This is a genomic window from Marinomonas pontica, from assembly GCF_026191375.1.
Classification (GTDB): domain Bacteria; phylum Pseudomonadota; class Gammaproteobacteria; order Pseudomonadales; family Marinomonadaceae; genus Marinomonas; species Marinomonas pontica.
Genome location: NZ_JAODTL010000046.1, coordinates 63,201 through 84,321, shown reverse-complemented (window position 1 = coordinate 84,321; position 21,121 = coordinate 63,201). Strand labels below are relative to the sequence as shown.

Here is a 21,121-nt window from a genome sequence, read left to right as displayed (position 1 = left end):
TCTTTTCTAAGTTTGTTCGCAAGGCAGAACCGATTTTTCCATATATTTCAATGTTTGCAATTGTGCTAATTATTGCCATTGTTGTGGCATTGAGTGCGTCTAAGATTGTCCAAGTTGGTCTGGTTGTGGCGGCAGCGGTGATTCTGCATAACGCAATTGGCTTGTTATTGGGTTACTGGGTAACCTATTTATTGGGCTTTGATGCGCGTGTATGTCGTACAATTGCCTTCGAAGTGGGTCTTCAAAACTCAGGTCTTGCCGCGGCTTTAGCGGTGAAGTTTTTCACGCCTATGGCGGCTTTACCGGGCACCATTTTCAGTGTTTGGCACAACATTTCAGGGTCTTTATTGGCGAGCTATTGGAGCCGTCGTCCAGTGGACGAAGACACTGCAAAGTAAAACCTTGTGTTGGTGATGTTAATAAGGGATGCCGTTTAAGCATCCTTTTTTTATGCTTTTCCATTCGCTATGTTCGTGCGGGAAAAGTGAATGTCGGGTACACTTGGGGCTGATTTTAATCGCCTTACGAGCCAGAGCTTTTCATGAGTGAGTCATTGCCTTCCATCGCCCAGCGCCTTCGCAGTTTGAACGAAAGACAGTTAGATGCTGTGAAACAAATCGACGGACCTTTATTGGTATTGGCGGGCGCAGGCTCGGGAAAAACCAGTGTAATCACCACGAAAATCGCCTATTTGATTCAAACGTGTGGATTCAAGGCGAGCAGCATTATTGCGGTTACCTTTACTAATAAAGCCGCTCGTGAGATGAAAGAACGGGTGGTGGGAATGTTATCCAAACCCGAAAGTCGGGGCTTGAGCATTTCGACTTTCCATAATTTGGGGTTGCGTATCCTGCGTAAAGAATTTCGACGCGCGGGTTTAAAAGATGGCTTTACCTTGTTTGATGCTCAAGACTCGCTCAGCTTAGTCAAAGAGATTCTGGATAAGGAATTTAATGGCCAGTTGGACGCCGCCGCATTTTGTCAGAACACGATTTCCAATTGGAAAAATGACCTGACGACACCAAGCGAAGCCATGACCAATGCGGATACGGAAGAGTTTTTGTTGGCTGCACAGGTGTACGGTCAGTATCAGCGCTATTTACGAGCGTACAACGCGGTGGATTTTGACGATTTGATCTTGTTACCTGTCAGCTTGCTGATGGCTGACGAAGAGTTGCGAGATCGGTGGCAGAAAAAAGTGCGCTATTTGCTGGTGGATGAGTGCCAAGACACCAACGCCAGTCAGTACGAATTGATCCGCTTGTTGGCCGGATTTCGTCGTTGCTTCACCTTGGTAGGAGACGATGATCAGTCGATTTATGCGTGGCGCGGGGCGCGACCAGAAAACCTTGAACGCTTGTCGGTGGATTACCCTAATCTCAAATTGGTGAAGCTGGAGCAAAATTACCGCTCGACCAAAACCATTCTTAAAGCGGCCAACACCCTGATTGCCAATAACCCGCACGTGTACGACAAAGCGTTATGGAGTGACCACGAAGAGGGTCGATCCGATTCGAGTGATGGTAACACGCAATGAAGATTCAGAGTCCGAGCGGGTGGCCGCAGAAATTCAATCTCGACACTTGCGCCACGAAATTCCTTATCGTGACTTTGCCATTTTGTACCGTGGTAATCACCAAGCGCGACTTTTGGAAATCAAGCTTCAGGCGTATCGAATTCCATACAAGATGAACGGCGGTACGTCGTTTTTCTCACGTGCCGAAATCAAAGATTTGATGAGTTATTTGCGTCTGTTGGTGAACCCGTCAGACGACAACGCCTTTTTGCGCATCGTGAATTTGCCACGTCGTGAGATTGGCCCTGCGACGCTAGAAAAGGTCGGTAACTTGGCGACCGAGCGTGGCGTGAGCTTGTTCGAAGCCTCCGGCTACAAAGAGCTGGAAGAGACGGTGACAGGGCGCTCGTTAAAAAGCCTACAAGATTTTGAACGATGGATGTCCCATTTACGCCAGCGTTTAGAAGGCGCGTCGCCCGTGCCTGTGATCGAGCAAATGATCCATGACATGGATTATTACGGTTGGATTCAAGAGCAAACCTCTTCGTCTAAAGCTGGTGATCGACGCATTGAAAACGTGCGCTTCTTGTTGGACTCTATTCAGCGCATGATGGAGTCTGCATGGGAAGAAGACGAGACAGCGGGGTTGGATCAAGCAATCAGCAAGCTGCTATTGATCGACATGTTGGAACGCCAAGAAGAAGAGGAAGACGAGGACAAAGTTCAGCTGCTGACACTTCATGCCTCGAAAGGTTTGGAATACCCTCATGTGTTTTTGATCGGTTGCGAAGAAGAGCTTTTACCTCATAGAAACAGCATCGAAAGTGACGACATCGAAGAAGAGCGTCGTCTGGCTTACGTCGGGATAACGCGTGCTAAAAAGACACTCTGTATCACACTGGCGGCAAAGCGTCGCCAATACGGCGAAGAAATCGATTGCTTGCCCAGTCGATTCTTAGATGAATTGCCGGAAGAAGACTTGGTGTGGGAAGGGCGTTTAGACGAAGGGGAAGGCGCTAAAAAAGAACGCGGACAAGCCTCGTTGTCGGCATTAAAAGCCATGTTGAATGGCTGATTGAGACAACAGTCAAAAGGGTTATTTTTGACTGTTGTCGATCATGTATTGAATCGCACTGCGAAGTTCTTCTTCAGTGCAATCAAAACACAATCCTTTTGGTGGCATGGCTCTGAATCCGCTCATCGCGTCTTTTAGTAAAACGTCCATGCCCTTGTCTATTCTCGGTTGCCAATCTTCAGGGTGGCCAAACTTAGGCGCCCCCGCCACACCGTTCATATGACAGGCAATGCAATAGCTGTTGTAAAGCGCCTCGCCAGAGCGTGCGGCATTGGCGCTTGCGACGCTGAAAAGGAGCACAACCGAGGCGATTCGGATAACGTGAGCGAGCTTGAACAGCGGAAATGGCATCGACACAGGCATTCCTTATGGACATCACAGAGTAAAAAAGATTAAGCGATTATCCTCGACTTTTTTCATCAGGTAAATGAAGGATACGTGTATAAAAAACACGAAACTCAGGCTTTGTGTCATTAAGCACTGGAATCCTGAGGAATTTCCATTAGAATACGCACACAAATTTGTTCTGGCACACTTTGCGTCTTGCAATCCAATCCACGCCGAACAACCGTAATGCGCCCGTAGCTCAGCTGGATAGAGCGTCGCCCTCCGGAGGCGAAGGTCGGAGGTTCAAATCCTCTCGGGCGTACCATTAATCCCCCTTACAACGTATTGATTTTCCTTGTCTTTACTTCATTTAGATGAGCTTTGAATAGATTCGGTACGGCAAAGCATTTGTACTGGTTTTACTAGAACTTAATAACTGTGATGCTCATTTAATAATGAATCTTGCAATACTTAAGCAGGGCTAAAAAAATCATTAATCATCCAGAATCATTGGATGCCCCAGTTATTTCTTGCTTATTATTCAATAATTTTCTGATTTTTATAGTAATCGGTTTTCTAATGTCCTCATTGTTTTTGTTAAATTTGCCTGTATAAAATGATAAGGATTATCATTAGCATATGCGACCAAATGGGAGTAGCTGGTTTTCTGTAGCTAGTTAGTTTGCCATAGCGCCTTGAATGTTAGTGAAAAGTTTAAGTGGATTTCATTGGCTTTATTATTGACTTATTTTCAATAATGAATTGAGTTGGGGAGTATTTTATTCGATTTTCTTCAGTTTATAGTTGTCTCGTTGACTAATAATAATTAAAGAGGCGACTTCTATGTTTAAAAATAAAATAACAAAATACGTATTACCATTGTCTGCTGCGATCTCTATCGTTTCAATGACAGCGTCATCGACCGTATTAGCGGCAGATAGTTATCCATCTAGTCCTATCAATTACATTATCCCATTTAATGCTGGTGGTGAGTCTGACTTGTCAGCACGATTCCAACAGGCCATGTTCAAAAAACATTCCGGAGTGCAGGCCGTTATTCAATATATGCCAGGCGCTGGCGGTGCAGTCGCTTGGTCGCAATTAAACTCAATTGAGGGGGATGGTTACACCGTGATGGGCATCAATATCCCACACACAATTATTCAACCTATGGTTAAGGAGTCTGGTTATAAAACCGAAGAACTGACTCCGATTTATTACTTCCATTACACACCAAATGCCATTTTTGTTCCCGCTAACAGCCAATTTAAAAAACTTGAAGAGCTGGTTTCCTACGCTAAAGCTAATCCTGGTCTTGTTACTTTTGCAGGCTCTGGTTCAAACTCAGCCAATAATATTGGACAGGCGACTTTTGATAAGTTAGTGGGTGTAAAAACAACCTATATCCCTTTTAGTGGAATAGGTCCTGCCATGACTGCGCTAATGGGGAGCCAAGTAACGGCAGGCTTTAACTATGCAACCTCAGGAGCCAGTGCAGGAGATAAACTAAGAATGCTGGCTGTCTCTTCTGAAAAACGTTTGCCGGCTTTTCCTGATGTTCCCACTTTTAAAGAGCTTGGTGTGGACTTAGTTGGTGGTGCATATCGCGGTGTTGCGGTTCCAAAGTCAACGCCAGAAGACATTCGAATTAAATTGTCTAAGATCATTTCTGACATTAACCACGATCCTGCATTTATCAAACAAATGGAAGACAACGGCTTTGTATTAACTGACATTGATTACCAACATATGGATGCTTTCATTCAAGCAAATCAGTTGGAATATCAAGGTGTTGCAAAATTACTTGGTCTTATCAAATAGTTGTTAGGTTGAATTTATGGATGTTTTAAATTATTTAATAGAGGCAATGACTCCACTCAATCTTTTCTTAGCGTTAGGTGGAGTCATTGCTGGCACTATAATTGGTGCTATGCCAGGGCTTTCGGCCACTATGGCTGTCGCGGTGTTAGTCCCATTTACCTACGTGATGGGGCCTGCTTCTGGGCTAATTGTATTGGGAGCCATTTATACTGGTGCCATTTATGGTGGAGCATTTGCTGCCATCCTTGTTAATACACCCGGAACGCCGTCTGCTATTGCGACCACTTTTGACGGTTATCCTATGGCTCAAAAAGGTGAAGGAGCTCTGGCTATTTCATTAGCGACATTCTCTTCGGTGGCTGGGGGGTAATTGGGGGTCTGGCTTTACTCTTTCTTGCTCCTCCTCTTGCTAAAGTGGCTCTTGCTTTTGGGCCGTCTGAATATTTTTGGATGGCTGTGTTTGGCTTGACATTGATATCAGCGTTGTCTGTAGGTAACACAATTAAGGGGCTTATAGGCGCTTGTATCGGATTATTATTATCGGCTGTGGGTGTGGCTGTCGTTGGAGGTGATGTTAGATTTACATTTGATCAAGTTTCAATGTTAGGGGGAATTGATGTTACTTCTGCGATTATAGGTTTGTATTGCGTGCCTGTAATCATTGACTTAGTCGCAACGAAAAGCCCACATTTAAAATTTGAGAAAGTGGGTGGGGAGTCACCTCTTAATCGTGCTTTTTTGATGTTGCTTAGTCGTAAGTGGAATCTTTTTAAAAGTTCAATTATAGGTACTGTAATAGGTATTCTTCCTGGTGCAGGTGGGTCCATTGCTGGTTTGGTCGCCTATACCGAAGCGCGCCGAAGCTCAAAGGAGCCTGATCAGTTTGGTCATGGCGCACCGGATGGGATTGTTGCAACTGAGTCTGCTAATAATGCAACGGTTGGAGGCGGGTTTATTCCGACGTTGGTTCTTGGTATTCCTGGCACACCTCCTGATGCAATCATTTTAGGTGCCTTATTAGTGCAAGGGATAAAAACAGGCCCATCTTTATTTACAGAGCAAAGCGGCATTGTTTATACGTTTATATATGGCTTAATTATCGCCACTTTACTGATGCTGCCAGCGGGATTGATTTTAGGCCGATACGCTTATAAATCGATCGCGAAAACGCCAAAGTCATTGCTTGTTCCGACAGTCGCATTTCTTACTATCATTGGCAGTTACGCAATACACAGTAATGCTCATGATACACTGATGATGTTTGTATTAGGGCTTTTGGGCTGGATTTTAGCAAAGTTTGGGTTCAGTTCATCTCCTATTGTGTTGGGCCTTGTGCTTGGCAAGATTGCCGAACAGGGTTTTGTTCAAACTTACTTAATTGGTTCAGCACAAGGAAAAGTGTTTGAAATGTTTTTTGGTAGACCAATTGCAATAGGTATTATAGTTTGCTGTGTTATTGCTTTGTTGTTCCCATTATTGGCTGCTCGTAAGAAAAAGCAAGTGGCTGAAAGCTCTGAAACTTTCAAACTGCCAACACTAGTAGTCACATTGCTTATGGCTGTATTTGGCGGAGTGTTGCTAATGGAAACGAAAGAAATGTCGCTATTGGGCTCTGTATTTCCTTCATATATTGCATTGGCATTGATTGCATTGTCTTTATTGTTAGCAATAAAGACAATAGTTGGAAAGAGTAGTAAAGAGGCAAGACATATTTCGAGTTTGATTCCTACAAATCGTCAAATATTTACGATTATTTCGCTAGGTTTTTGGACGTTGTCAATGCCTATTTTAGGGTTTGCTGTAAGTGCATTTCTATCATTTATTGCAATCATGTTTGCATCTAATTTTGAAAAATTAAAAGCAAAGACGATGTCATTGTATTTTTTGATTTCTTTTTTGATAGTAGCGATTTTTTATATTTTAATGAAAAATGTATTGCTCATTAGGCTTCCTGTAGGGTTGCTATTTTAATCACCATATTGAGGAGTCATTTTTATTATTTAAAAATGACTCCGTTAAATAATCTAAAAAGGTAGTTACTTTGGCTGACAGGTTTAGCCTTTCCATATAGACCGCATATATATCAGCTTCTGGGGTTGTATAATCATTTAATATAACCTCTAATTTTTCAGATCTGATGTATTTTGCAATATCCCATTCCGCTCTCATTACTATTCCGTGTCCTTCTATGGCCCATCTTAGTGCTATTTCTCCATCATTGGTAAGCAAGTTTCCTTTTGTTTTGATCACTTCTTCGTAACCAAGCTCATCTTCAAAACGCCAAGATGCTGCAACTTGTTGATTTTGTTTTATAATTATGCAGTTATGATTTAGTAGCTCTGATGGTTTGCTGGGTCTACCGTGTTGTTGTAAATATTTTGGAGATGCGCAGAGTAAGCGTCTATTTTTTGCTATTTTTCGTGCAATTAGCCTAGAATCAGGAATCTTTCCAAATTGGATACAAACATCAACAGACTCATCTGGTAGGCTCATTGGTCTATCTGTAAGCATAAGTTCTACCTGAACGTCAGGGTATTGTGAAATAAACTCAGAGATGATTGGTGAGATATAATTTCGTCCAAACCCCAGTGGAGCATTCACTTTTAATAGACCACTGGGGGAGTCTTTCCTCATAGATAAAGCCGCTTCCAATTCATAAATTTTTGCTGAAATTTCTTTCGCCGATTTTAGGTATAACTCACCTTCATTCGTGAGGCTTAATTTTCTTGTGGTTCTATTTATTAGTCTTACCCCTAGCCTTGCCTCTAAACTGGATAATCTTTTCGTAACCGCTGATGGGGTGAGGTTTAACTCTCTAGCGGTGCCTGACAAACTTCCATATTTTGATAATGCAATAAAGAAAGTAAATTCAGAATTGTTTTCCACTTATTCCTCCAAGGAAATTATGATGTTCTTTTGATTTTAACCTGTAATGTATAAAAATACTAAAATTACCTCCACCTAAGTAACTCTAATAATAAGAGAGGACAAAATGAGCAGCGAAAAATCTGTAGAATATGTGTCAGATATAATGACAAAATTTACCAGCTATATTGGCAAGCGACTACCAACGGATGTTAAGAAAAAGCAGGCTGAGCTTAGAAAAAAAGAAACCAATCCAATGGCCATTGAAATATATGACACGATGGCAGAAAACCAAGACGCTGCTGATAAACTAGATCGCCCTAGTTGTCAGGACACGGGTGTCATTCAGTATTTTTTAACGGTGGGTGCAAAGTTTCCCCTGATCGGCGAGTTGGAAGACATTCTTCGTACTGCGACGCTTGAAGCAACTAAGAAAGGCCCGCTTCGCCATAATGCGGTAGAAACATTTGATGAAAAAAATACCGGTACTAATACTGGCTCCAAAATTCCATGGCTAGATTGGGATATTGTTCCTAATGACGACACTGCAACGATTGAAGTCTACATGGCCGGTGGAGGCTGTACTCTTCCAGGTCATGCGAAAGTACTCATGCCAGGTGAGGGTTACGAAGGTGTTGCAGACTTTGTTTTTGATGTCATTACCTCCCGTGGTGTTAACGCATGTCCTCCTTTACTGGTTGGCGTAGGCGTATCTACATCCGTTGAAACAGCCGCAAGACTTTCTAAAAAAGCAATTCTCCGTCCTGTAGATACTAAAAACCCGAATGCTAACGCTGCTTTGATGGAAGAATTATTAGAAGAAGGCCTAAACGAAGTCGGCATTGGGCCACAGGGTTTGACAGGTGATAACACGGTAATGGGGGTGAATATTGAATCATCTGCGCGTCACCCTTCAACTATTGGTGTTGCTGTATCAACAGGCTGTTGGGCTCATCGTCGAGGAACCATCAAATTTAACTCAGATTTAAGCTATGAAATCATTTCTCATGAGGATGTCACACTATGAAAAAAATATTAACTACTCCAATTACAGATGAAGCATTAGCTGAGTTGAATGTAGGTGACATTGTGTATTTAACTGGACACTTAGTGACATGTCGAGACGTGGCTCATCGTCGTTTAATAGAGTTAAAACAAAAACTGCCTGTTGATGTGCGCGGCGGCGCTATCTTTCATGCTGGTCCCATCGTTCGACAAAAAGATGACGGATCTTTTGAAATGGTGTCTATAGGTCCTACCACAAGCATGCGAATGGAAAAATTTGAACGTCAGTTTATTGCTGAAACGGGCGTTAAGATGATCATTGGTAAAGGAGGAATGGGGGAAGAAACGGCGGCTGGCTGTTTAGAGAATAAAGCCGTTCACGCTGTATTTCCTGGCGGGTGCGCTGTTGTCGCAGCAACAAAAGTAGAGGCCATTGAGGCTGCTGAGTGGCGTGATCTTGGGATGCCAGAAACGTTATGGGTTAATCGTGTAAAAGAGTTTGGTCCTTTAATTATCTCAATTGACACGAAAGGCAATAACATTTTTGAAGATAATAAAAAGAAATTTAGAGATCGAAAAGGTGCCATTCTTGACCGTATTCATGAAAAAGTGAAATTCATTAAGTAGTTTGGAGACCCCCGCAGTTGCTTCGGGGGTAATTTTATGGAACATATTATTGATATATTGACGGGCAGTAACTTTTACCCAGCGGCATCAGTGTTTAACCCATTGAGTGCTGCGATTGCACATGATGTCGGTTTTAAGTGTGGTGTTGTAGGTGGTTCTGTTGTTGCCGCCAATGTGAACCTTTCACCAGACTATGGTTTGATTACTATGTCTGAATTAGTGGATACGGTTAGGCGTATATGCATTCAGTCTGAACTGCCAATTATTGTTGATGGAGATTCAGGGTACGGTAATGCGCTCAATACACAACGACTTATTCAGGAACTTGAGTTTGCAGGTGCCTCCGCAGTAACACTGGAGGACTCTATATTGCCTTTTCAATATCAAAACCGTCACAGCCTTGCTGCGCTCGATGAGCACAGGGATAAATTATTGGCGGCGCTAGAGGCCAGAAAAAGTAGTAAATTCTCGATAATAGCCAGAACTAAAATGAATTCGTCTGAAGGCTTTCCCAGTCTTTTAAAGCGAATTGAAGCATACGCTCAAACTGAGGTTGATGGAATATGTATTTTTGGTGACGTACAAATTTCAGATTTGCGTATCTTGAACGAAATTAGCAGTAAGCCTTTAATGCTTATTTCGTACTCAGCGAGTCGTAAGGATTACCGTAGTTTTAAAGCGGGAGGTGTAAAAATATTATTGAATGGGCATCATGCTTTTGAGGCTTCTGTTCGAAGTATGTTTCACGCTTATCAAGACATACTTGACCATAAGAAGCGAGATATTGCGGGTAAAGACATCATCACATTGTACTCTAAGGTTAAGAAACTTGATGTGACAGCCAAGCGTTACATGGATCTGTGACTTTGTTAATGCATTGGCTGTTTTTTTATTTACCACTCATTTCTCAATCTCTATGAATGCCTGCGATCATGCAGCGTACTGAACCGCCGGCGGATTCTATGGTTGGAATCGCGCAGGGCACCAGTGTCACGAAGGATTCTATGGTGGTTTTTTGGTCGCTGTTGAGTGCCGCGTAGGCGGTTTGTGAGAGCGCTAAGAATCGCTGATTTGTGCCTTGCAGTTCTATGGCGTTACCGCAAAATTGGCCGATCTGGTCATGGCTTAATTCAATGACTTTCTTTCCTGTCTGACTAAAGTGCCGGTAGAGCTTTGCTTTGTCTGCGGCATTGACCATGTCCATTCCGATCATCACAAAGTGCGTCGCAACACACATGAGCACGTTGGTGTGATAAATCGGTTTGCCGTTTTTGTCTCTGGCATCAAACATGATGGGAGCGTAACCGATCTGTTGGCAGAGCTGGTTGAGCAGTTGTTCATCGGTGCGTTTTGACTGTGCGGCATAGGCTAGTCGATGAATGTGATCAAACACAATTGATCCGGTTCCTTCTAAAGCAAGATGTTGGTCGACGTGATGTCGTAAATCTATGTGGTTGTGAAATGCGTAGGCGTTGCTCAAAAAATCGATGATGTCTTGGCGGTATTCCATTTGTCGGTTGTGTGCATACATTGGGTACGCGACGAGGGTGTTGCCTTTGTGTGTCGAGAACCAGTTGTTGGGAAAAACCGAGTCGGGCGTGTGCGCTGTTTCGTCTTCAAAAAGGTGAACGGTGACGCCTTGTTGCTGTAAAGCTTGATGCAAGTTTGTGACTTCTTGGTAGGCCTGTGTCGACGGCGTTGGATGCGAGGTTGCTTTTTGAAACGCATTGTCTTCCATGGTTTGCGGGTTTGAAACAAAGTGATGAGGACGAATAAGCACCACTGTGTTAGGGGCTTGAGAGTGGGATTGAAGTAGCATGATTTTACCTATTTAAATTGGGCTGGTTAGCGAATGAAAATAGGATAGGGGCTTTGTGAGCCAGTTAATATGTCAGAAATTCATATAAAAAGACTATATTTTTGGCGCTTTGCTAGTATCTTGTTAGCAAAATGTTTGATGAGGTATGCATGAAACCCTATATTTATGATTCGTTGGACAGCGCGCTTATTGCTGAATTGCGCAAAGATGGCCGTGCGTCGATCTCCTATTTGGCCGACATGTTAAAAGTATCGCGTGCGACGGTGCAAAATCGTCTTGATCGATTGATTTCTAGTGGGGCGATTTTGGGTTTTACGATTCGCGTACACCAAGAAATTGAAAAAGAAGCGGTTCGAGCCATTATGATGATCGAGGTCGCGGGTCAGTCGACCTCACAAGTCATTAAAAAGTTGAGAGGCATTCCTGAGCTGGTGAAATTGCACACTACGAACGGGGCGTGGGATTTGATTGCTGAATTGCAAACCAGCAGTCTAAGCGAGTTTGATGGCGTGTTGCGTCATGTGCGTGAAGTGGATGGTATTTTAAACAGCGAAACCAGTATTTTGTTGTCGAGTCTATAATCATTGGTTGTTGGGTAATATTCTTTTGGTTGTTTGTGCGTCTGGGTAAACTGTTTTCGGTTTTAGGCCGTACAAGTTGTCATGTAAACAGTCATGGTATTGCTGCCCGTTTGGGTTATAAGGAGAGGATATGATCACGGTTCACCATTTAGAGAACTCCCGTTCACAGCGTATTTTATGGTTGCTGGAGGAGCTTGGGTTGGATTACGAGATTGTCGAATACAAGCGTGATCCGGACACCGCAGCGGGCCCTGAGTCATTGAAAAAAATACACCCGTTGGGGAAATCTCCGGTGATTACGGACGGTGATTTAACGGTCGCGGAGTCGGGCGCTATTATTGAGTATTTACTGGATCGATACGATCCGGTGAATCGTTTGAAACCAACCGATGGGCAAGCTTTGTTGGATTATCGATATTGGCTGCATTTTGCCGAAGGTTCGTTGATGCCTTTGCTGGTGATGAAACTGGTGATGATGAAGGTGCCGAAGAACCCCATGCCTTTCTTTGTGAAACCCATTGCTAAGGCGCTGACGGATAAGGTTCAAGAAAAGTTCATTATGCCGCGCATTCAGCCGCAAATGCAGTTTATCGAAAAAACGCTCGGTGAGCATACTTGGTTTGTGGGCGAGGAATTGACCGCTGCCGATATTCAAATGAGCTTTCCATTGCAAGCTTCCAGTACGCGTATGAGCTTGGAAGACTTTCCGAACATTGCGCGTTTTATTAAACAAATTGAAGCTGTGCCTTCTTATCAAAGAGCATTAGCAAAAGGCGGTGCTTTTACTACGCTGTAGCAAACTGCTTACAGTTTGTTCTATTTATTGATATTCATTCTCATTTATTGTATCTTGCCGGCTTCTTAGTTTGTTAGATATGAATGAGGTTGAATGGGTCTATGAATCCTGATCACCCGGCTTCTCAAGACGTAGGGAAGCTTTATGTGGAACACAGTTCGTGGTTAACAGGATGGATCCGACACCGATTAGGCAGCCATGATTTGGCGGCCGATATCGCCCAAGACACGTTTGTTCGATTGTTGAAAAAGCCAAAAAATTTTTCAACAATCTCAGAAGCGAGAGCTTTTTAAGCACCGTTGCTAAGGGCTTATTTATTGATCACTGGCGACGCAAGCAAGTCGAACAGGCTTGGCTTGAGTCGTTGGCGCATCGCGAAGAGGAATTTGAACCTTCGGCGGAGCATTCGGCAGCGATGATTGAACTGCTGTGCGAGCTGGATGCGATGATTGCAAAACTCCCCAAAAAAGTCGCTAATACGCTGATTTTATCTCAGCTGCACGGCCTCACTTATCGAGAAATAGCCGAACGTTTGTCGGTGTCAGAACGTATGGTAAAGCGTTATATGGCGCAGGCTATGTTGCAATGTCTCTTGTTTAAATCCGATTTGTCTCTGTAGGTGTTATGACGTCTTCTCAACCTTCCAACTTTGCTCAATTAGAAGCCGCTTCAGAATGGTTTGCCGTATTGTCGGATCCGCCCGTTTCTGAGGCGGATCGAGTCGCGTGGCAGCAATGGCTTAATGACAGTGAAGAACACCGCAAAGCGTGGTCTCAGGTGGAGTCAGTTGGAGCGATGTTTTCTTCTTTCCAAAATGATGCCATGCGTCAGTCTGCGGGCTATGTGTTGGAGAGTGGTGGTTCCATGAACCGTCGTCAGTTGATGAAAGGCGTGTTAGGCGTAACGGGCGTTGCGGCATTGGGTTGGATGGGGTGGAACGAAACACCGTTGCCCAGAATAGCGTCTGCCTGGATGGCGGATTTTCATACCCAAGTTGGGCAAGTGGCGGCTTACGATTTAGACGCTGGCAATAAAATTTGGCTGAACACCAACAGCGCACTGAATCGTGTTGCTTCGAGCAATCGGAATTTTGCTCTGTTAGACGGTGAGGCTTTGTTTCATGTTACCAATGGGTCTGATAGTCGACCGTTCAGTGTGACATGCAAACACGCGCTTATGGCTTCGACCGCAGAGAACGCTCGCTTTTGTTTGCGTCACCTTCCCAATCAAGGGGCGGTGTTGGCGGTATATGAAGGCCGTGTTTCGCTTTCTCCGCTGGGGCGCAACGATCAGACGGTGATTCGCGCTGGAGAGCAGGCCATTTTTACGAAGGATATGGTCGGAGATCGGCGGCCTGTATTGGCCATGTATGAGTCGTGGCGAAATGGGTTGTTGATTGTTGATGACATGCCATTGGCGGAATTTGTGGCGGAAATAGGGCGCTATCGTCATGGTTTTATTAATCTAGATCCTGCTGTGGCGTCACTTAGAGTGGTTGGTACATTTCCAACTCAAGATGCTAATTTGGTGTTTGATATGCTGGAAAACACCTTTGATATTCAGGTCAAACGACTTCTTCCTTGGTGGACGAGTATCACGGTCGCTTAGCGCTGTTTAAAAAAAACGTTCATTCATGCCTTTTTTTATGTCCCCTTTTTATTCTCTCATTCGGTAATAGTAGTAATAAGCATTATTATTACGGGATTTTTATGAGATTTACTCCTTCAGTGCATGTTTTGAAACGCCGTAGTGCCTTGACGCTGTTATCAGCAAGCATCGCGTTTGCCAGTGGCGTTGCGGTTCCCTCTTTTGTGTATGCCGAAGTCAGTTCGGTCAGTGTGCGTTATTACGATGTGCCGGCGGGAGCCTTAGCGCAAGCGTTAAATACCTTTGCTGCCATGTCTGGTGTGTATTTGGGAGGCAGCGCAGAGCTGCTGTCGGGCAAGCGTACACTGGGCTTCAAAGGGGAATATTCAACGACGCAAGCATTGGATTTGTTGCTTTTGGGAACGGGGTTATCTTATGTCCGGGGTAAGGGAAACAGCGTTGTTCTGATTGATCCCAATGCGGTGAGCACAGATGAAAACGGCATTACGATGTCGCCTTTGTTGGTGGAAGGTCAACAAAATAGAACAGAAGCGGGTGTGCAGACGATTGGCTTGGATGAGATAGAAGCCATGCCAACCGAAGGTGGAAATTTAACCGATTTACTTCGAACAAACACAGCCGTTAACTACAGTCGCGATAGTAGTGATTCAGGAAGTAGTGCCAGCCTTCGTCCTGATGAAATCTCTATTCATGGTCAAGATTATTATCAAAACGCTTTTATGATTGATGGTATTGATACATCTAGTGACTTTGATCCAGGCTCAAGCGGCAGCGGTGATACATACAATGACCCCATCGGGCCTACAAACCTATCAACATTATCTGGAGGCTCACCGCAGAGTTATTATATTGATGCTGATGCTATTGGCGAGGTTAGGGTATACGACAGTAATATTCCTGTTGAATATGGCGGTTTTATGGGAGGAGTGATTGACGCAAAACTGAAACGCTATGATGGTGAAGATTCTGTATTTATCAAGTATGGATTATCGAAAGATACGTGGGAAAAATTTCATATTGATGAGTCAGTTGACGATGGCTTTGATTATGGTGATACGTATGATGGCAGCTATACGCCAGAGTATAAAAAGCAAAATTATTCGGTTACTGCTATTAAAGGTTGGAACGATAAGGTTTCTAGTACAGTCACGGCCTCTCGAAAAACATCACGATTTCTACAATACTATACGAGCCTATCTGATGATCAGAGAAACACAGTGTATTACGATGATACGGTTGATAACATCATGGGAAGAGTCGATATTAAGGCCAGTGAAAAGCTAGATTTAGGTTTTAGCTTGAAATATTCAAATCGTTACTATACGGGAATAACATCCACCTCATTTACCTCTCCATTTACTCGTACACATGAAGCCTATGGTATGTCATCTGATGCAAATTACCATTTCGACAATAGTAAATTGACCGTGACCGCTGGATTTGATCGATCTATGGATACTCTAGATTCTGATTACAGTACATACTCTTCATATCTGCCGCTACAAAAAGGCGAGAACACATACTTTGAAGGTGGGTATGGTGATATTACTCAACAGCAGGATAGGCTTAGTTTAAGTACTAAATGGGCACATGATGCAATTCAATTTGGTGAAACAGATCATCGTTTTACTGTGGGGGGATTTAACCCATACCAATGCTTTCTACAGTGTGGATGGGGATATAATCGGTAATACCTATCGCTGTAAAGTCAATTACACCTGTAGTTCGTATGACGAGGAAGTGTTATCAGCAAAACTGGTTATTGCTGCCAATAAGCTTGAGAAAAACTACGAAAGCTATGGTGTATATTTCCAAGATGTTATTACCAAAGGAAATGTGGAGACAACATTAGGGGTTAGGGTGGATCAAGAAACCCTTTTAAATAATGTGAATGTGGCCCCTAGAGCGAATGTTGAATGGAATGTATTTGGCGACCAAAGTACTCGTTTAATCGGCGGTGCTAGTCGTTATTATGGTCGCAGTTTCTTAAAGTATGAAATTAATCAAACGCTTGCTTCTTGGAGAACTAATACGACGTATAATTATACAACGGATGGCAGTGTTAAAAAAATAACAACACAAACAGATAAATCGCTATCTGATTATGATTTAGATACGCCTTATTCTGATGAATTAATGCTTGCATGGGCTCAGAGAATGGGGCCAGTTGACGCCATGTTGAAACTGGTTAACCGAGAAAGTCGTGATGCCGTGCACAAGGCTAAAGATGAAGATGGACTGTATTATTACAATAATGAAGGGAGAAGCTCCACTAACAGTGTATCACTCTCCTTTGATCAGCGAACACCATTTACCCTGTTAGGCACTGATACACGTTTATCTTTTGCGGTGGGTTGGCAGGAAAGTAAATCCAATTCACAAAGTGATGCTGCCTATGATGAAGTATTAGATGAGGATCCTGTATTTTATAAAGGCAAAGTTATCGATATTAGTGAGCTTCCATCGTGGGATTACAATATTCCATTTACTGTGAAACTTAGCTCAAATACGGTTATTCCTGCTTGGCATCTTCATTGGAGTAACTTTGTTAATGTGAAAAGTGGCGGTACTGTGGCTCAGGATTCAAAAGTTAACGATCCCGATAACGGGCTTGATATTTACGAAGATAAGGACTTTGATGATCTTGTTACAGTAGATTCGCAGATACAGTGGCGCCCACCAATTTTCTCTAGTAGTGAAGGCTACCTTCAAGTAAAAGTCACCAATTTATTTGACGATGTTGTTTCGACAACGACTTCAAGTATTTCTAGTACCCAGTCTTATACTTCCGGTCGAAAAATTTCTATGGAAGTCGGCATGCGATTTTAAGCTGATGTTCCTTGTATCTCCTTTCTTTTCTTGTAAACAAATGCTCTGTCGAGCATTTGTTTATGGCTGTTTTTGAATAACGTTTTTGTGAGCTGTTTTATGCTTTTTTTGCAAAAGATTTTGAATGTCGTTGGGATAACTTGCTTGTGTGTTTTTGCCGCTCAAGCGCAAGCGAATGGCGACGGTTTGCCTTGGGATAAACGAGTGGTGCATGGCACCTTGGACAATGGTTTCCAGTATTATTTGTTTGATTCAAGGCAGGAAGAAGACGCGCCGAAAGGTCTAACGATGGCCAATTTGGTGGTGTTGTCTGGCGCTATTGATGAAGAAGAAAACCAGCTGGGCGTCGCGCACATGGTGGAACACATGGTGTTTCATGAAAGTGACGGTTTGCCGAATGGTGTGCGAAAAGCCTTTACAGATATGGGCTTTAAACAGGGGCGGGATTTTAACGCCATGACCAACAGCGAAAATACCCGCTACATGGTGAATTTGAAAAACACCACGCCTGAGCGTTTGAATCAAGTATTGGACATTTATCAAAAAATGGCGTTCCACGCTCAAATAAAAGCCCCGTCTTTGGACAAAGAGCGACGTATCATTGAGGAAGAATGGCGAGGAAAACTCAGCCATCGTGCTCGAATCAATGACGACAAGAAAGCCTTGTTACGCGTGGGTTCTTTGTATCCAGAACGTCCTGTTATTGGCACGCAAGACTCAATTCAACACACCCCTGCCGAGCAGTTACAGGCGTTTTATAACGATTGGTATGCGCCTAATAATATGGCGCTGGTGATTTTTTCACCGATGGACAGCAGTGTGTTGACCGCTGAGATCAAGCGTGTGTTTGGTAAAGAGCCGCGCCGTTCATTGCCAAAGCGACACCCTAAAGACCCCGTTCTTGATGAACGTCTCAAAATCGGTCAGTTGCAAGACGCAGGCAATAAATGGAATCAATTGGCCTTCTTATACCGCTTCAAAAGCACGCCAGACGAGTCGGATGAAGGGCGTCGTAACGGATTGATAGATTACATGACGCGTAATTTGTTGACTCAGCAAATTCGCCGTCAAAGAGACGTATTGCCTGAGCATGTGCGCGTGTTGTCCAGTACCAAAGGCACCGTTTCGCCCAATGTGGCGATTTTGGGCTTTTCGGTGAATGTGGACGATGGTTATCACTCCTTAGGATTAGAAACGTTAGTACAAGAGCTTGAGCGCATTAAGCGTCACGGATTTTGGCCAGAAGATTTTGATCAGATTCGTCAAAAGGTCACGGATATCGCAAAGCGAAACAAAGACGCCGCGAAAAGCAGGGGCACTATTTGGTCGATCAAAATGGTGGAAGCCGTGACGTCGGATAAGGTACTGCCAGATCCTCAGCAAAGTAATGATCGTATCTTACGTTTGGTCGACAGCATCTCGTTAGCCGATGTGAATGCACGACTGAGGCAGTGGTTGTCTTCGCCAGATCGTATTTTATACACGCAAGCGGTGGGCGGAAAAGCGGTGAATATTGGAAGCGTTGAGTCCGTTGATGCCATTTTTCACGAGATGGAATCACGTCCGCTTGCGGCGTTAGAAACAGAACACGTTGTGGCAGCAAAAACCTTGCCAGAGGTAACCCAAAAGGGAACGGTGACGCTTACGTCGAGAAATGCGGAATTGGGCGTGTCACGTTGGTCGTTATCCAATGGCGACTCTCTTACCTTACTTGATCCCACTGTTCTGGCTGAACGTTATCAGATAGAAGCATCAGGTGAGGGAACCAAAAGCTATTTCACGGCGGTGTCCGCTGCTGGTTATCATGTCAAGCAAGGTTCCACTTGGGCTGAACAAATAGCGGTACAAATGTCGGAGGCCACCGGCGTGTACGGTTGGAGTGATGACGAGTTTCAACAGTGGCGTAAAGACAACAAGGTGTCATTGTCTTCGAAACAAAAGGCACAAAATTTGGTGTATCGAGCTTCGATTGACGATGAAAAAATCGAATCGTTACTGGGGCTTTATCATGTCAATCAAGTGACCCCTCACATTGATCATGATGTCTACGACACGGTAATGGCCAGTTTGAAACGAAATGCCAGTGTTGACGTGGTTCGACCCATTGAAGCGTTTTCTCGTCGTATCGCCAAGGCGCGTTTTGAGTCAAACAATGTGACCTTGACGGTCGCTGATTTAGCGCCGCTATCCTTAGAGAAACTAGAGCAAACTCGCCAAAAACAGGTGGCGTTGCCTGTGCAATATTTTATTGTGTCGCGATTACCAGAAAGTGATATTACAGCCTTAGTCGAGCAATATCTGGCCACGGTGCCTCGTGATTTATCAGCATCGAAGTTGTCCCAGTCTGCGTTAGTAAACGACGAAACCACATCAGTTTTACAGTTGGCGGGCAATCGTGTTGTTGATCTGTCGCTGAACACGGAACCAAAAGCAGAATATCGATTTTACGCTTATCAGGCTGTTCCTTGGTCGCCTTCGGCGGCGCTGCAACTGACGTATTTGGGTGAGCGCTTAGAAACCATTTTAAAGCAACGCTTGCGCAGCGAAGTGCAAGGCGTGTACAGCGTGCGCGTCGGTCTTGAATTAAATAAAGAAACCAACCGTGCCGAATTGTCGATTCAATATTCCAGTGCGCCAGCACGACTGGATGATTTAGCAACAATGACAACAGACGTATTGGCGCAATGGCCGTCTATGGTGACGGCGGAATGGGCAAGTGAAATACAAGAAGCGTTTGCCGATGTGGAACAGAACCGCTTGGCCAATGATTTTGACGGCACGTTATCCCATCGTTTGGAATTGAGTGAGCGATTTTATGGCAATGCCCAATACTTAAATGACATGGATGAACTGTCACTGGCATTGAGCGAAGCCAAGCTAAACGCTTTTGTAGAGCACTTGTCGTTTAATGACCGGGTCATTGGCTTCTTCCGTCCCAAAGAGTAACGGCTCTCGCTCGACTTATCGCGGAGGCATCAATATGATGTGGAACGATTAATAGGATTTATCCCACTTATTAGGAACATATTTATGTCGCGTCCCGTGAAGTTACTCAGTGTCTCCATAGCGCTTATTTGTTTGCTGTTAGCGCTTAACTTTGGCCTACGCTCATCGATGGGCTTTTTTATGGCGCCGATTTCTTTAGAGTTCGGTTATGGGCGTGAAGTCTTTGCTTTTGCTTTGGCCTTGCAAAACCTGTGTTGGGGCTTATTTCAGCCGATTGCGGGGGCATTTGCCGATCGTTACGGCACCTTAAAAACCTTATTCATTGGCGCTGCTTTGTACGCGCTGGGATTGTATGTGACGTCAGGTGCTGATGGTGTGTTGGGGCTTAATATGGGCGCTGGCGTACTGATGGGAATGGGCATCGCGGCGACAGGCTTTGGTGTGGTTTTGCCTGCGATGGCGCGAATGGTGTCGCCAGAAAAACGTTCTTTTGCTTTGGGCTTGGGCAGTGCAGCGGGTTCTGCTGGGCAATTGTTGGTGATCCCAGTCGCACAAGAGTTTATTGCTGCGTATGGCTGGAGCAATGCGCTGGTGCTGATGGCCGTTTGTGCTTTGATGATGGTGCTGTTGTCTAGCCCATTTCGCCAAGAAAAAAACTCGGCCAACAGCAATGCCATGCCAGAAGCCGCACAAACCATGAGAGAGGCGCTGAATGAAGCCAGCGCGTATTCTCATTATTGGTTGCTGGTGGTTGGCTTTTTCGTGTGCGGTTTTCAGTTGGCGTTTATTACGGTTCACATGCCTGCTTTTTTATCGGATCAGGGGTTTTCGTCAGATATCGCCGTTGCGAGCTTGGCGCTCATCGGGTTGTTCAATATTTTTGGTTGCTTGTTGTCAGGTAGCTGGGCTGGGAAGTATTCGAAGAAAAAACTGCTGACCATTATTTATGCGTTAAGAGCCGTGTCGATTGCCTTGTTTATGACCTTGCCGATGACGAGCGTGTCCGTGTACATCTTTTCCATTGTGACGGGGTTGTTGTGGCTGGCGACCGTGCCACCGACATCGGGATTGGTTGCGCAAATGTTTGGTCTGCGTTACATGGGATTGTTGTATGGGATTGTGTTTTTAGGCCATCAATTAGGCTCTTTCTGCGGTGTATGGCTAGGCGGTTATTTGTACGATAAAACCGGTTCCTACGACGTGGTTTGGTGGGCGGCGTGTGTGATCGCGCTGATTACCGCCCTGATCCATATTGTGATTGATGAGCGTCCAGTGGCACGCTTGCGTGCCGCTGTGGCTTGAGGTT

Annotated in this window: 18 protein-coding genes, 1 tRNA gene and 2 pseudogenes; 18 read left to right on the top strand and 3 right to left on the bottom strand. The window is 44.3% G+C overall.

Annotated features, from left to right (window positions below; genetic code table 11):
• Together N5P32_RS12835 and rep are read left to right on the top strand one after the other, a co-directional pair.
• A partial coding sequence (locus N5P32_RS12835; protein WP_409371103.1) for a bile acid:sodium symporter family protein occupies positions 1 to 398 on the top strand: 398 nt, incomplete at its 5' end.
• 143 nt (positions 399 to 541) lie between these two features.
• Positions 542 to 2,591, top strand: a pseudogene (rep, locus tag N5P32_RS12830) (DNA helicase Rep).
• 21 nt (positions 2,592 to 2,612) lie between these two features.
• On the opposite strand, the gene N5P32_RS12825 reads toward rep, so the two are convergent.
• Complete coding sequence (locus N5P32_RS12825) at positions 2,613 to 2,942, bottom strand: c-type cytochrome (RefSeq protein ID WP_265729434.1); 330 nt, start codon at positions 2,940 to 2,942, stop codon at positions 2,613 to 2,615.
• A 224-nt stretch (positions 2,943 to 3,166) separates the two neighbouring features.
• On the opposite strand from N5P32_RS12825, the gene N5P32_RS12820 reads away from it, so the two are divergent.
• From N5P32_RS12820 to N5P32_RS18265, 4 genes and pseudogenes are all read left to right on the top strand, one after another.
• Positions 3,167 to 3,243 (top strand) — tRNA-Arg (locus N5P32_RS12820).
• A 518-nt stretch (positions 3,244 to 3,761) separates the two neighbouring features.
• Positions 3,762 to 4,739 carry a tripartite tricarboxylate transporter substrate binding protein gene (locus N5P32_RS12815; RefSeq protein ID WP_265729426.1) on the top strand — a complete coding sequence of 326 codons (978 nt, stop codon included), beginning with the start codon at positions 3,762 to 3,764 and terminating at the stop codon, positions 4,737 to 4,739.
• Between the two features lie 16 nt (positions 4,740 to 4,755).
• A pseudogene (locus N5P32_RS18270) lies at positions 4,756 to 6,005 on the top strand (tripartite tricarboxylate transporter permease); the annotation flags it as partial.
• A complete protein-coding gene (locus N5P32_RS18265; protein ID WP_409371104.1) occupies positions 5,994 to 6,710 on the top strand; it encodes a tripartite tricarboxylate transporter TctB family protein in 717 nt (238 codons plus the stop codon). The pseudogene N5P32_RS18270 and the gene N5P32_RS18265, both read left to right, overlap by 12 nt.
• Here the strand turns inward: N5P32_RS18265 and N5P32_RS12800 are convergent, their stop codons facing one another.
• Positions 6,711 to 7,625, bottom strand: a complete 915-nt coding sequence (locus tag N5P32_RS12800) for a LysR family transcriptional regulator (RefSeq protein WP_265729423.1) — start codon at positions 7,623 to 7,625, stop codon at positions 6,711 to 6,713.
• Positions 7,626 to 7,731: 106 nt separating this feature from the next.
• On the opposite strand from N5P32_RS12800, the gene ttdA reads away from it, so the two are divergent.
• Genes ttdA through N5P32_RS12785 form a run of 3 tightly spaced genes read left to right on the top strand, consistent with a single transcriptional unit; the run spans position 7,732 to position 10,100 of the window.
• Positions 7,732 to 8,631, top strand: a complete 900-nt coding sequence (gene ttdA, locus N5P32_RS12795; RefSeq protein WP_265729422.1) for a L(+)-tartrate dehydratase subunit alpha — start codon at positions 7,732 to 7,734, stop codon at positions 8,629 to 8,631.
• Positions 8,628 to 9,236 carry a L(+)-tartrate dehydratase subunit beta gene (gene ttdB, locus N5P32_RS12790; protein ID WP_265729421.1) on the top strand — a complete coding sequence of 203 codons (609 nt, stop codon included), beginning with the start codon at positions 8,628 to 8,630 and terminating at the stop codon, positions 9,234 to 9,236. Before ttdA ends, ttdB begins: the two co-directional genes overlap by 4 nt.
• A gap of 36 nt (positions 9,237 to 9,272) precedes the next feature.
• Complete coding sequence (locus N5P32_RS12785) at positions 9,273 to 10,100, top strand: isocitrate lyase/PEP mutase family protein (RefSeq protein WP_265729420.1); 828 nt, start codon at positions 9,273 to 9,275, stop codon at positions 10,098 to 10,100.
• Positions 10,101 to 10,143: 43 nt separating this feature from the next.
• On the opposite strand, the gene ctlX is transcribed toward N5P32_RS12785, so the two are convergent.
• Positions 10,144 to 11,055, bottom strand: a complete 912-nt coding sequence (gene ctlX, locus N5P32_RS12780) for a citrulline utilization hydrolase CtlX (protein ID WP_265729419.1) — start codon at positions 11,053 to 11,055, stop codon at positions 10,144 to 10,146.
• A gap of 149 nt (positions 11,056 to 11,204) precedes the next feature.
• Here ctlX and N5P32_RS12775 point away from each other — a divergent pair, with 149 nt between their 5' ends.
• The 9 genes from N5P32_RS12775 to N5P32_RS12735 all read left to right on the top strand — a co-directional run bounded on the left by N5P32_RS12775 (position 11,205) and on the right by N5P32_RS12735 (position 21,117).
• Positions 11,205 to 11,636 (top strand): Lrp/AsnC family transcriptional regulator, encoded by a 432-nt coding sequence (locus N5P32_RS12775; RefSeq protein WP_265729418.1) that lies wholly within the window; start codon positions 11,205 to 11,207, stop codon positions 11,634 to 11,636.
• A gap of 130 nt (positions 11,637 to 11,766) precedes the next feature.
• Positions 11,767 to 12,432, top strand: a complete 666-nt coding sequence (locus tag N5P32_RS12770; protein ID WP_265729417.1) for a glutathione S-transferase family protein — start codon at positions 11,767 to 11,769, stop codon at positions 12,430 to 12,432.
• Positions 12,433 to 12,533: 101 nt separating this feature from the next.
• A complete protein-coding gene (locus N5P32_RS12765) occupies positions 12,534 to 12,725 on the top strand; it encodes a sigma factor (protein WP_265729416.1) in 192 nt (63 codons plus the stop codon).
• Positions 12,671 to 13,051 carry a sigma-70 family RNA polymerase sigma factor gene (locus N5P32_RS12760; protein WP_265729433.1) on the top strand — a complete coding sequence of 127 codons (381 nt, stop codon included), beginning with the start codon at positions 12,671 to 12,673 and terminating at the stop codon, positions 13,049 to 13,051. The genes N5P32_RS12765 and N5P32_RS12760 overlap by 55 nt, the downstream gene beginning before the upstream one ends.
• Positions 13,052 to 13,056: 5 nt before the next feature.
• The gene (locus N5P32_RS12755) at positions 13,057 to 14,040 is read left to right on the top strand and encodes a DUF4880 domain-containing protein (protein WP_265729415.1); all 984 of its coding nucleotides are present in this window, start codon (positions 13,057 to 13,059) and stop codon (positions 14,038 to 14,040) included.
• Positions 14,016 to 15,731, top strand: coding sequence for a Plug domain-containing protein (locus tag N5P32_RS12750; RefSeq protein ID WP_265729432.1), 1,716 nt, complete (start codon positions 14,016 to 14,018; stop codon positions 15,729 to 15,731). The genes N5P32_RS12755 and N5P32_RS12750 overlap by 25 nt, the downstream gene beginning before the upstream one ends.
• The gene (locus N5P32_RS12745) at positions 15,631 to 16,869 is read left to right on the top strand and encodes a hypothetical protein (RefSeq protein ID WP_265729435.1); all 1,239 of its coding nucleotides are present in this window, start codon (positions 15,631 to 15,633) and stop codon (positions 16,867 to 16,869) included. Before N5P32_RS12750 ends, N5P32_RS12745 begins: the two co-directional genes overlap by 101 nt.
• Positions 16,870 to 16,968: 99 nt before the next feature.
• Positions 16,969 to 19,815 (top strand): M16 family metallopeptidase, encoded by a 2,847-nt coding sequence (locus N5P32_RS12740; protein ID WP_265729414.1) that lies wholly within the window; start codon positions 16,969 to 16,971, stop codon positions 19,813 to 19,815.
• An 84-nt stretch (positions 19,816 to 19,899) separates the two neighbouring features.
• Positions 19,900 to 21,117: an MFS transporter gene (locus N5P32_RS12735; protein ID WP_265729413.1), complete on the top strand. Its 1,218-nt coding sequence runs from the start codon at positions 19,900 to 19,902 to the stop codon at positions 21,115 to 21,117.
• The last annotated feature ends 4 nt before the right edge of the window (positions 21,118 to 21,121 follow it).